This window comes from Psychrosphaera sp. (genome assembly GCF_982872775.1).
Window position 1 is genome coordinate 1 of record NZ_CEYNSH010000051.1, and the last position, 12,325, is coordinate 12,325.

Genomic DNA, 12,325 nt, shown 5'->3' on the forward strand with positions numbered 1-12,325 from the left:
ACTCTAGAAAGATCACCGGTTGCATCTTTGATGCCGACGATATTTTCAACAGCCATAAGCTCAATGACCGACTCATTGCTCAAATCAACATTTGTACGACCAGGAACGTTGTATAGGATGATAGGTTTAGTAGAGGCTTCGGCAACGGCTCTTAAATGAGCAATCGTGCCACGCTGATTAGGTTTGTTGTAATAAGGAGTAACAGTCAAGAAACCATCGATGTCTAGCTCTTGATAGGCTTTTGTCGTGGCAATAGTCGTAGCAGTACAGTTAGAGCCATTACCCACAATAATCGGCAAGCGCTTGTTATTTACTTCGATAGCATGTTTTAAAACAGCCAGTTTTTCATCATTGTTTAGAGTAACGGTCTCTGCCGTTGTTCCTAAAATAACAAATCCATCCGTGCCACTAGCAATATGCCACTCGATCAGTTTGGTTAAACTATCAAAGTCCACTTCGCCATTGGTTAACATCGGTGTAATAAGGGCGACATAACTACCCGAAAACTGTCGTTCTAAACTCATACTTCCTCCACTACTAAGCCGGCCTATGTTACTTAGCTGCCCAATAATAAACAAGGGCGAAGATCATCATATGATGTGTTTTTATTCGCATATGTTAAACTAATCCGCTGATAGGAAATAAGAAGTAGTGAATTGGAAAATATGTCGACGGTAAATTCTGCCCCTCAGTACCTGGTAATCACCGCAATAGGCCAAAACAAAACTGGTTTAGTGAGTGAGTTGACCGGCCTAGTATATCAATGCGACTGTAATGTCGTGGACAGCAAAATGGCAATCTTCGCCAATGAGTTTTCTATTATTATGCTTTTAGAAGGTGGTCACACTGATTTGTTACGGCTAGAAAGTCAGCTGCCGCCACTGGCAATGGAGCTGAATCTACTGACTATGATCAAGCGCACACACAAACGCCACATAGAAGAAAATACCCAACACTACGTAATTAATATTGAAGGCCCTGACAAAGCCGGTACGATAAAAGAATTTACTTCCCACTTAGCCAAACAAGGCATCGATATAACAAGCCTTAAATCTAATTTGACTGAGAAAAATAAAAAAATGTTTCAGTCGGCACAAATCGAAGTTAGCTTTCCTGAAGTAATGACGATTGACACTTTCGAGCCGGACTTACTCAAGTTATGTAAAAAATACGAAATGACTTGTGTTATTAGTCCCGTAACCGTTGAAATCAGTTCTGATTAGTCACCCATTTAACAAAGATAAGGAGCCTCAATGAATACGCTTCAAGCTGGTGATAAAGCACCAATGTTTACCCTTCTAGACCAAAATGGTGAAGAGTTTAACTTAGAAGAACAACTAAAATCCCACAACGTACTTGTTTACTTTTATCCAAAAGCAATGACTCCTGGTTGTACGGTTCAAGCGCAAAACCTTCGTGATGTAAAAGAAGACCTTGCCAAGTACAATACAATTGCTGTTGGTATTAGCCCAGATGCGGTAAAGCGTTTAACCAAGTTTACTGAACGCGACGAACTCAACTTCCCGCTTCTATCTGATGAAGATCACAAGGTTGCAGATGATTTTGGTGTATGGGGACTGAAAAAGTTCATGGGTCGTGAATACGACGGCATTCACCGTCTAACGTTTTTAATTGGTCAAGACGGTACCATCAAACACTTCTTCAACAAGTTCAAGACGAAAGACCACCACCAAGTAGTGTTAGACGTGTTGGCAGAGATGGATGCTTAAAGAATTGGAATAAAACTCAAGCCTCCCTTAAGGTTTGATTTTATTAACTAAAAAGGCCACTTCATGAAAGTGGCCTTTTTGTATTTAAGGGCTCAGAATTAATAGTCGAAAAAGAGTGAATTTGATTGAGCCTACTCCAGCAGACACTATCCAGACACGGACTCTGGCGTTTGTTTTACCGACCAAGCATTAATCAACGCTTTTACTAACGACGCGAGCGGGATAGCAAAGAAAACACCCCAAAAGCCCCATAAGCCACCAAAGAAAAGGACAGCAACAATTATATAAACTGGATTCAAGTCTACCGCTTCAGAAAACAGCAACGGAACTAAAAGGTTACCGTCGAGCGCTTGGATAATGCCATACGCAATCATGACGTAATAAAACTCAGGAGTTAAACCAAACTGAAACAGAGCCACACCTGCTACAGGAATGGTGACAACCGCAGCACCTATGTATGGAATTAGTACCGATAAACCCACTAACAACCCAAGTACGGCCGCAAATCGAAGATCCATAATGACAAACGCAATATAGGTAGTGACACCAACAATCAGAATCTCTAACATTTTACCGCGGATGTAATTGATAATTTGCTGATTCATTTCTGTTGCAACTTGAGTAATCAACGTTCTTTCTGTTGGCAAAATACGATCAAATCCGGCAATTAAGCTTGCTTTATCTTTGAGCATAAAGAACACCATCAGTGGCACCAAAATAAGATAAATCAAAATCGCGACTAGGTTTGTGAATGAGGCCATAACGGTTTGCACTAGCTCTTCTAAGAATGTCACCAGCCTATTATCTACATTCCCCAAAACCTTATCGATTAACATAGGATCTATGCTTGGGTAATTTTCTGGTAACGCTCTGATGTATTCCTGCACTGAGGTCATCATCTCCGGCAACTCTTTAACCAAAGAAATGCTCTGTTGAGAAATAACAGGGATGACCATCACTATGATACTCACTACCGTACTGAAAAAAATCAACGTCACGATAGTCGTACTGGCATTACGACTTAACCCTAATTTTGTGACTGTTTTGATAGGCCATTCCAATAAGAATGCAAATATCGCTGCGACGATGACTGGGATCATATATTTACCAACCCATGCAAATAAGAGCATTGCCAATACAACGAATAACAATAATGTTACCGCGTTAGGGTCAGAAAAATTTTTACGATACCACTGCTTTATCACTTCAAACATATAGATTCCAAACTAGGATTGTAATTTATCATTAACGACTTTTATGATGGATGACTCTAATCTCAAAACATGACGTCTCGGTTAAAACGTCGAACTCAATACCTTGTTTCTCCAAGTATTGAGTAAAATTATATAGTGTTACTTTGTCATCCAACAGAAATTTATCAGCGTTATGATGCAACAGGTGCTTTTTAAGCATCACAAACGCCATTGGACACTTGAGGCCTCTGGCATCAAATTGCGTTTCGACTGACAATTGGGGTTCTCTCTTGTGCGATATACTTGTAAGCTATAGTTATTGTACACGGAACGCATCAACAAAAAAGCGGGTAAGAGTAAACAAAGTTATGGGATTATATCCAAAGCAGTATAACCTGCCTGACGACGCCGAAATAAAAGACATTAACGCGTTTAAGAAAAAAATTAACTGGGGTGAAATTCCTGCGTTTTTCCAACTTGTCGCCAAGTCGATTGCCGATGCTGAAGGTTTTTTGCAGTACGGTTTTGACAATGCATTTAAACAACTTGTCGATCGAAAAAACTGGAATTATGACTTACTTGGTCTTCCTGAAGATGCAGACAAAACCATGCCCGAGCATGCATTAAACCCAATTAGACCACCCAAAATCTGCCTCTACCATGTATTTAATAATCAAGGCTATGAACTTTTAGCATTTCCGTACGTCAATAACTTGTTGGTGGATGACTATCGCGAAGGTGATCCTAAATTAGAATTTAAGCGATGGGACCCCAGCCAAATGAAAAGATTGGTTAGGTTTTCTGACCTGCACAAGTTTATCGCTTTCACCCTAACAAATGGTGATGACGCAGATATGGCGCTAATTGTTCATGCTCACAATGTCGTTAATCGTATGATCACTATGTTAGAGCAGGAACTTACCGTCCACGAAATACGTGGACTTAGTATTGACCAAGCATTTAAGAAACAGCAAAGTCACCCTGACCAATCACCAGAAGACGCAATATTGTCCGGTCAACTTAAAAAGGACAGTTAAATACAAGGGTAGTTATGTTTTCTACTATTAAGAGTGTCATTAGTGGCGCTATTGTTTCAACGTTAATTGTCGCTAGCGCCAATTCAATGGCAAATGACAATGGCCTACCAGATTTAGGGACTTCCGCCCTAACCGCTTTATCCATAGAGAAAGAAAAACGATTAGGTGAGGTAATATACGAGCAGTTTAGAGGGAACGCTAATATTCTCCATGACCCTCTCGTGAAAGAATATATAAACGATTTGGGTAATCGCTTGGTCGCCCATGCGGATGATGTAAAATTTCCGTTTACCTTTTTTGTAGTCAACGAACCATCAATTAATGCGTTTGCGTTTTATGGCGGTCATATTGGCATTCAGTCCGGTCTTATCGATGCCGCCGAAACCGAAAGTCAGTTGGCCTCAGTGTTAGCGCACGAAATTGCTCACGTAACGCAACGACACATTGCAAGACGCAAACAAGCCGCCAATGAAAATGCACCTTTAACGCTTGCTGGCTTTATTGGCGCGATATTACTGGCAGCAGTCAGTCCACAAGCTGTGATGGCATCACTAATGGCGACATCAGCCGGCTCGCAGCAAGCTATGATCAATCACACTCGTAGCAATGAAATGGAAGCGGACCGCATCGGAATGAACATTTTGGTCAACTCTGGATACGATCCAGCAGCAAGTGCCGAGTTTTTTGAAAAGCTTCAAGAGCAAATTCGTTACAAAACTAAATTACCACCTTTTTTGGTCACTCACCCGCTACCAGACTCAAGGGTTAGCGATGCGCGTTTACGTGCGATGCAATACGAACGTAAGTTTTACAGCGACAACATCGACTTCTTACTCATAAAAGCCCGGGTTCGCGCTCGTTTTGTGACTAACTATTCTAAAGAAGATTTAAAGAGCGAGATAAAGGATTTAAACAATCGTATCGCCAAAGCTTCTGCTATTCGAAAATTTGCCTTGCAATATGAGTTGCTATTGCGCCTTGTCGATAGCAAACAGTTTGACAAAGCCACAGACCTTTACAGTCAAATGGTGGAAAAAGCACCTAACAATATGTTTTTGCTAGATACTTATACTGATCTGATGACGGCCAGTAAGCAATATGACAAAGCGATTTCTAAGCTTAAGAAAGCGTATGAGTTAAAACCCAATAACTCTATCGTTACTCTCAACTTAGCCAATACCTACTTAGAAGCTGAGTCTTATCAACAAGCAATCGAGTTACTTGAGTATTACTTAATTGGCAAGCCGAATGACTTTTTGGCAACGCAAATGCTAATGGAGGCGTACAATAAAGTGAAAAATATGGCAAAATACAATAGTACCAAAGCAGAGTTATATGCTTTGATGGCCCGTTATGGCGAAGCTATCGGTTTGGCGGACAAAGCAATGAGCTTTTTAGGCAAAAACGACAATACCGAAATCAGTCGTTTGCAAGCGCTAAAACGCCAATACCGTGAACGCTTAAATTACATTCAAGATTTAAAGGACCAATTTTAAGATGTCGATTACTATTTATCACAACCCACGCTGTTCAAAAAGTCGTCAAACCTTACAATTATTAAAAGACAAAGGGGTCGAGCCTGAGGTTTTTGAGTACTTAAAAACACCTCCAACAAAGCCAGAATTAGAGGCGGTAATCAACAAACTAGACATTGCACCTCGTGATCTTTTCCGCAAAAAAGAAGCTGAATACAAAGAAACCGGTGCAAATGATGAGTCTTTAACCGACGATCAATTGTTAGATATTTTGGTTGCAACACCGAAATTGATCGAACGCCCTATTGTTATTAACCAGGACAAAGCCGCTATTGGCCGTCCTCCTGAAAACGTGTTGGCCATCATTTAATGACCACTCCTTACGTCCTAGTTTTATATCATTCTCGCCACGGTTCCGTGGAAGCGCTAGCGTTAGCAATTGCTAAAGGCATTAGTGCTGTTGGTGATTCACAAAATACCTCGAGCGGCCTTGAAGTACGTATCCGTAGTTGTGAACACCCTGACTATTCAGGTGAGCTTCTATACCCACCCGTCAGTGTTGATGACTTAAAGCACTGCAGTGGCTTAGCCATGGGCAGTCCTTGCCATTTTGGAATGATGGCAAGTCCATTAAAAGCGTTCTGGGAGCAAACCTCTACAGAGTGGTTAAATGGGTCACTAATAGGCAAGCCTGCTTGTGTATTTACGTCCAGCTCGAGCTTACACGGAGGCAACGAAGCGACACTTTTATCAATGTCATTGCCTCTTTTACATCACGGCATGTTATTGATGGGCATCCCTTATTCTGAAGCCAGTCTTCACAATACCCAAGGCGGTGGAACACCATACGGTGCATCTCATGTAGCAGGCTTGAACAATGACAACGAACTTTCTCAAGATGAAAAAGAATTGGCCGTTGCATTGGGCAAAAGACTCGCTTCTACCGTATTGAAACTGAATCGCAGTATTTAACAAACACACAAGCACTATTTGTATTTAAGGCATCTAATTCATCATGCAAAAACACGACGCATCTACAGCCGACTATAAAACCGCACCAATGGCCCAATTTGTAAAAAAATTAAAGTTCACAGGGCTTATTGGTTACCTTGGTTTAGTCATTTACCTGCCTATCCTTATTTTATTTTTTGATCCCAGCACTTTGTCTTTACCTTACATTACTTTAACTCTGTTTTGGCTCCCACTGTTGTTCGCAATTAAAGGGTTATTAGAAGGTAACCCTTATACCTACGCATGGAGTAACTTTGTCATCATGTGGTGTTTTCTTCATGCCCTAACCGCCATTTGGACGTTTGAAGGCCACAAAGGGCTCATTGTTATTGAAATCGCTTTACTAACGCTCGCCTTTATCGGCAATACCTATTTTGCTCGCTATCGTGGTCGCGAGATGGGTTTAGCTTTACCGAAAATAAAAGAGTTGAAAGAAAAAGAAAAAGCCATGTTTGAACATTCAGATCAAACTGAGCAGTCAGAACAAACATCAGACAAGTCATAAACCAGCGACAAAATTTGCGACCCGCGGGCGCCGTGTAAATTAATAAATTCTAAACCGTACTCAGCCCGCTAACGTAAAACTGCCTATACTTTTATTTTTGTTCTCTTAGCAAGTAGTCGAATCATATACTTGCTAAGGACTTATGGCACAGAACGCGTTATGGCAGAAACTCTTTACCTATTCACTCATGATCTTCGCATTACAGACAACCCAACGCTCCAACGTTTGATTTCAGAGCATCACTCAGGGCAAATAACCCTTTGTTGTGCTTACTGTCTATCACCAGCACTCTTAACCTCAACGAACTACAGCTCAAAGCAGTTAGGTAAACACCGTTTGCTTTTTGATTTACAATCAGTTCAAGATGTTGCGAGCCGACTGATCAAACAGGGAATCAAATTTGAGCTAAGTTACACCTCTGTTGCTCGATTTCTCTTGGAAAAAGGGGAAGCCAAGCAGTTCGATACCGTATATGTTGCGCAGCAATTTGGCTGGAATGAAGAACAACTACTCAACAACACATTCGATAAGCTGCAAATTGAATTCGATTACTCAGCAGAGCAGTTTATCAGGTTTAATAACCACACCTTGTTTCAAGTTGAGCAACTGCCATTTGAGCTCAGCAAGATACCAAACTCATTTACCAAATTCAGAAAACTGGTAGAAAAGCAAAATCTAGACGAGATGTTTACTGTTGAGCAAACAGCTTCAATTTCAGGTAATGATAGTGTTAGTGACTTACAGTCTGCTAAAAACGACTCTGATAGTAATAAGCGCATATCCAAATACACAACCGAGTTTGTTGACGCGTTGGAAGCCATTCAATGCCGACCTGAGGTGAAAGCCTTATACGAGCAACAAGCAAAACCTCAATTACAAGGGGAAAAAGGACGTGCACTCGAGCAAAACACCTTAAATGAGCTAAAAGTCGACTACGAGTACACCTTGTTTGAAGGTGGCGAACGTGCGGCTCACGCACACTTGGAACAATACTTTTATTCAACAGCACCTTCTACCTACAAAGAAACCCGCAACGCTTTGGATGATTGGGCCTCATCCACAAAATTTAGCCCATGGCTAGCGAATGGTTGTGTGAGCCCAAAGCAGATCTGGCAGCAGGTGGTCAAATATGAAGCTCACAATGGCGCAAATGACTCCACGTATTGGACTAAGTTTGAATTGTTGTGGAGAGAGTTTTTTCAATGGCAGGCTCTGAATGTCGGTAATAAACTCTTCTGGTTTAGCGGGTTGGCTAACTCAAAACCATTAACTAGCTTTTATCCCACCCGATTTAAAAAATGGTGCCTGGGCCAAACGCCCTACCCAATTGTCAACGCAGCGATGCACCAGCTAAACCAAACTGGTTATATGTCCAACAGAGCTAGGCAATTGGTAGCCAGTTGTTTTATTCACGAGTTACAAATGGACTGGCGCTATGGTGCTGCCTATTTTCAGCAGCAACTGATTGACTTTGACGTTGCGTCAAACTGGGGTAACTGGCAATACCTCGCAGGTGTTGGCTTTGATCCAAGAGGATCTAGACAGTTTAATTTAGAAAAACAAACCAATACCTACGACCCAGACCATGAGTTTATTAAAAAATGGGCCGGTTATTGTGATATGCCGATGGATGACGTGGACATGGCTGACTGGCCCACAGATACATCTTCCTAAAAATACGTTCCCAATAACATCAATACAAGTAAGCTCGAAAACACACTATGAGAAATGTGAAAAAGCAACACTTGCCAACTAAAGTATGCATAGTCTGCCAGCTTCCCTTCACTTGGCGTAAAAAGTGGGCGAAGAATTGGGACGACGTAAAATATTGCTCAGAGCGTTGCCGGAGAAATAAATGTCAAAAAAAATAAACAAGCTAAAAGAAAATGAGCAATTTAATGAAATTAGATTGATATTAGGCGACCAACTCAACGCTAGCCATTCTTGGTATAGGGAAAAGCGCGAGGACGTCTTATATGTGATTGCAGAGCTACATCAGGAACAACACTACGTCACTCATCATATTCAAAAGATCCAAGCGTTTTTTGCAGCGATGAGCATGTTTGGCGATGCGTTAAAGTCGGCTGGTCACAACGTCCTATATCTAGATCTTGACGATACGGCCGAATTTGATGATTTGCCAGCTTTATTGAGCTATTTATTAAAGCATTTCAACGCCAGACAATTCACCTACCAACAACCAGATGAGTACCGCTTGTCTGAGCAATTAAAAGCGTTTTCTCAATCCATAGATTGTTCGACGGATTGTGTCGACACAGAGCATTTCTACCTGCGCCACGACGAATTAAACAAATACTTTAAAGCCGATACTGGACATCGGCTCGAATCTTTTTATAGAAAATTAAGACAGCGATTCGACATCCTGATGAATGGTGACGAGCCTAGTGGCGGCAAATGGAATTACGATAAAAGCAACCGAAACAAACTTAAAAAAGACGATTTAAAAGAGGTTGTCGCGCCTTTACTATTTAGTAATAACGTAAGTGAAATCAACGAACGATTAAAACGTCACAATATCAAAACTATCGGTAATGGAACTGATGAATTATTGTGGCCAGTGACGAGAAAACAGGCGAAAGAATTACTAAGCTTTTTTTGCGATCATTGTCTTTGCCTATTTGGTGAATTTCAGGATGCAATGACATCGGAAATCAGCGACAAAAAATGGTCTTTGTATCACTCGAGAATTTCATTTGCGCTCAATGCCAAAATCCTTTCTCCCGCTTTTGTCGTTGACCAAGCCATAAAAGCCTTTGAAGAAAACCCTAGTAAGATCAGCATTGAACAAATTGAAGGCTTTGTCCGTCAGATTTTAGGTTGGCGTGAATTTGTTAGAGGCATTTACTGGTTAAACATGCCTAAGTACAAAGAAAAGAATCACCTTGAAGCGGACAGAGATTTACCGGAGTATTTTTGGACCGGTGACACCAAAATGAATTGTCTCAAGCAAGCCATCAGTCAAAGCCTAGATTATGCCTATGCGCATCATATACAACGACTCATGGTAACAGGTAATTTTATGTTGTTAACTGGCATACACCCTGATCAAGTGGATGAATGGTATCTAGGCATATATATCGACGCTATAGAATGGGTTGAGCTTCCCAACACGAGAGGTATGAGTCAATTTGCGGATGGTGGCATCGTGGGTTCCAAAGCCTATGCTGCTAGCGGAAACTACATACAAAAGATGAGTGACTACTGCAGCTCATGTCACTACAAGGTTAAACTCAAAGCCGAAGACAATGCCTGCCCTTTAAATAGTCTGTATTGGCACTTCATGAACAAACACAAAGAAAAATTCGGAAACAACCCAAGAACCACCATGGTTTACCGAAACTGGGAAAAACAAAGTGACACAGAAAGGCAAAAAGTCTTAGAAAAAGCAGAAAAAATACTGGAGGATTTGTCGATTTTGTAAACATTAAAATACAGCTGTATTTTAATTTACACTACTGAAATTTATGTATAAAAAAAGCGGCCCTTCATCTCGGCCGCTCTTTCAGTATAAGTAATTAATTCAATTCTTAATTACGCAATAAACCACTACAACTTATTTGATTATAGAAAGTAATTTTTCGTCTAACCCTTCATTAACTAGACTGATAACGGCATTACAATGCTCAACTGTGAACTCACCGTCGGCAATTTGTTTGTTTAACTTAGCGCGGCGACTCGTAACTGTATTCTTGATCGCTTTTTTGTCATCGGCATCGATAGACATTGCTTTTACCTTTGCATCCAAATTTTCAAAATAAGGATATAGTGCCCCTTCAGCTTTATATGCGGCTGAGCGAACCGACGGATGAAAGTCCTGACAAGCGTTGAGGTTCATTAGGTAGAAATTGAGATAGGTAGATAAAGTGATCAGCTTGTAACTTTGAGATTCTTCAGCTTGAACAGGTTTTGAAACTACTGACATTGCCATAGACAAAACTAGGCTGGTGGTTAAAAAGAGTTTTTTCATTATTTTTATTCCTAACATAGCAATGGGCTGACTTTAAAGTCTTAGGTCAACATTTTCAACAACTATAAACAATTCAGAAAGAATAAAAATACACTCAAAAGTGTAATTAGATCATTCTATAACCACTCCGTTTTGTAGAAAAACTTCATTATTTGTAACATTTTAATTCGTCGCAAATACTAACTCAGTGCTTGATCCGATGCGGATTATGTGATTTCTTACGGGGGTTGTTTTTCCAAAACGACAATAACAACAAAAATTATAAACGCCCGTAGAGGCAAAAATTCCATAGGAATTAAGAATGAAAAAAAGATCACTAGTTAGCCAAGCTATCAATTTAGCTTTAGTTACGGGTCTTTCTTTAAGTGCGCAATCTGTATTCGCAGCAGAAGAAGTCGCTAAGGAAGACGTAGAAAAAATTACAGTTACCGGGTCTCGTATTGCAAAGACTGAACTGTCTTCTCCAACTCCAGTCCTAGTTTTAGGCCAAGCTGAGATTGCTCGTTTTGGTACACCAGATTTAGGTAGTGTACTTGCAGAACTTCCAGCTATCGGTGCGACAAACACAATTTCTGGTAACGCAGGTAGCAACGCAGCAGCAGGTTCAAGTTCTGCTGACTTACGTCGTCTAGGTGCAAAGCGTACGCTAGTACTAGTAGACGGTAAGCGTCACGTTGCTGGTTCTCCAGGTTCTTCAACGGTTGACTTATCAACTATCCCATCTGTTCTTATCGAGCGTATCGAAATCATCACTGGTGGTGCATCAGCGATTTATGGTTCTGACGCGGTAACAGGTGTAATCAACGTAATCCTTAAAAAAGACTACGAAGGTTTAGAGCTAAACGTAACTGCTTCAGATTCAACTGAAGGCGTTGCTGCTAAAAACCACACATTCAGCATTGTAGGCGGTACTTCAAGCGACCGTGGTAACGTTACTTTCTTCGCAGGCATCGAGCGTATCGAAGAAACAATGTCTGAAGACATTCGCCAACTTAAAAACTGGGGCACAATCTTAAACCCGGAAGACGGTGGTGAAGACGACGGTATTGCTGACCGTTTACGTGTTCCTTACGTTGGTTCTGAAATGATCAACCGTTTTGGTGTAATCAACCCATTCGGTGGCGACCGTTTCACTTTTGACGAATCTGGTAACGTAATTGAGCAGTGTGAACGTACTGGTACTAACAGCTTCGCATTTGGTGAATTACCGGCAGATTGTAAGACTGGTTTCTTCACTGAAGACTACGAAAACATTTACCCTGCGGTAAAACGTTTTTACGTTGGTTCTACAATGAACTACGAACTAACTGATCAAGTTAGCTTCACTGCAGACTTCAAATACAACTCTTCTGAGATTCAACAGCAATTCCAGCCAAGCTTCCGCTT

General features: G+C 40.9%; 15 protein-coding genes. 11 read left to right on the forward strand and 4 right to left on the reverse strand.

Annotated elements, in window-relative coordinates; all coding sequences use genetic code 11:
• The coding region (locus tag AC4E96_RS12320; RefSeq protein ID WP_490256028.1) for a dihydrodipicolinate synthase family protein at positions 1-524 on the reverse strand (524 nt) is incomplete at its 3' end.
• 141 nt (positions 525-665) lie between these two features.
• On the opposite strand from AC4E96_RS12320, the gene AC4E96_RS12325 reads away from it, so the two are divergent.
• Complete coding sequence (locus tag AC4E96_RS12325; protein ID WP_490256029.1) at positions 666-1,223, forward strand: glycine cleavage system transcriptional repressor; 558 nt, start codon at positions 666-668, stop codon at positions 1,221-1,223.
• Positions 1,224-1,253: 30 nt separating this feature from the next.
• Positions 1,254-1,730 (forward strand): thioredoxin-dependent thiol peroxidase, encoded by a 477-nt coding sequence (gene bcp, locus AC4E96_RS12330; protein WP_488033225.1) that lies wholly within the window; start codon positions 1,254-1,256, stop codon positions 1,728-1,730.
• Between the two features lie 146 nt (positions 1,731-1,876).
• Here the strand turns inward: bcp and AC4E96_RS12335 are convergent, their stop codons facing one another.
• Positions 1,877-2,944: an AI-2E family transporter gene (locus AC4E96_RS12335; RefSeq protein WP_488033224.1), complete on the reverse strand. Its 1,068-nt coding sequence runs from the start codon at positions 2,942-2,944 to the stop codon at positions 1,877-1,879.
• Between the two features lie 31 nt (positions 2,945-2,975).
• The gene (locus tag AC4E96_RS12340; RefSeq protein ID WP_488033223.1) at positions 2,976-3,200 is read right to left on the reverse strand and encodes a sulfurtransferase TusA family protein; all 225 of its coding nucleotides are present in this window, start codon (positions 3,198-3,200) and stop codon (positions 2,976-2,978) included.
• 91 nt (positions 3,201-3,291) lie between these two features.
• On the opposite strand from AC4E96_RS12340, the gene AC4E96_RS12345 reads away from it, so the two are divergent.
• The 8 genes from AC4E96_RS12345 to AC4E96_RS12380 all read left to right on the forward strand — a co-directional run bounded on the left by AC4E96_RS12345 (position 3,292) and on the right by AC4E96_RS12380 (position 10,393).
• Positions 3,292-3,960, forward strand: a complete 669-nt coding sequence (locus tag AC4E96_RS12345; RefSeq protein WP_488033222.1) for a hypothetical protein — start codon at positions 3,292-3,294, stop codon at positions 3,958-3,960.
• A 14-nt stretch (positions 3,961-3,974) separates the two neighbouring features.
• Positions 3,975-5,456 carry a beta-barrel assembly-enhancing protease gene (gene bepA / locus AC4E96_RS12350; RefSeq protein ID WP_490256030.1) on the forward strand — a complete coding sequence of 494 codons (1,482 nt, stop codon included), beginning with the start codon at positions 3,975-3,977 and terminating at the stop codon, positions 5,454-5,456.
• Position 5,457: 1 nt separating this feature from the next.
• Complete coding sequence (gene arsC, locus AC4E96_RS12355) at positions 5,458-5,805, forward strand: arsenate reductase (glutaredoxin) (RefSeq protein WP_490256031.1); 348 nt, start codon at positions 5,458-5,460, stop codon at positions 5,803-5,805.
• The gene (locus AC4E96_RS12360) at positions 5,805-6,407 is read left to right on the forward strand and encodes an NAD(P)H-dependent oxidoreductase (RefSeq protein ID WP_490256032.1); all 603 of its coding nucleotides are present in this window, start codon (positions 5,805-5,807) and stop codon (positions 6,405-6,407) included. The genes arsC and AC4E96_RS12360 overlap by 1 nt, the downstream gene beginning before the upstream one ends.
• A 43-nt stretch (positions 6,408-6,450) precedes the next feature.
• A complete protein-coding gene (locus AC4E96_RS12365) occupies positions 6,451-6,951 on the forward strand; it encodes a DUF2069 domain-containing protein (RefSeq protein WP_490256033.1) in 501 nt (166 codons plus the stop codon).
• Between the two features lie 159 nt (positions 6,952-7,110).
• On the forward strand, positions 7,111-8,625 hold the full coding sequence (locus AC4E96_RS12370; RefSeq protein WP_490256034.1) for a DASH family cryptochrome: 1,515 nt from the start codon (positions 7,111-7,113) through the stop codon (positions 8,623-8,625).
• Between the two features lie 47 nt (positions 8,626-8,672).
• The gene (locus tag AC4E96_RS12375; RefSeq protein WP_490256035.1) at positions 8,673-8,822 is read left to right on the forward strand and encodes a DUF2256 domain-containing protein; all 150 of its coding nucleotides are present in this window, start codon (positions 8,673-8,675) and stop codon (positions 8,820-8,822) included.
• Positions 8,807-10,393, forward strand: coding sequence for a cryptochrome/photolyase family protein (locus tag AC4E96_RS12380; protein WP_490256036.1), 1,587 nt, complete (start codon positions 8,807-8,809; stop codon positions 10,391-10,393). Before AC4E96_RS12375 ends, AC4E96_RS12380 begins: the two co-directional genes overlap by 16 nt.
• Before the next feature lie 132 nt (positions 10,394-10,525).
• On the opposite strand, the gene AC4E96_RS12385 is transcribed toward AC4E96_RS12380, so the two are convergent.
• Positions 10,526-10,939 carry a hypothetical protein gene (locus tag AC4E96_RS12385; RefSeq protein ID WP_490256037.1) on the reverse strand — a complete coding sequence of 138 codons (414 nt, stop codon included), beginning with the start codon at positions 10,937-10,939 and terminating at the stop codon, positions 10,526-10,528.
• A gap of 301 nt (positions 10,940-11,240) precedes the next feature.
• Here AC4E96_RS12385 and AC4E96_RS12390 point away from each other — a divergent pair.
• The coding region (locus AC4E96_RS12390) for a TonB-dependent receptor plug domain-containing protein (protein WP_490256038.1) at positions 11,241-12,325 on the forward strand (1,085 nt) is incomplete at its 3' end.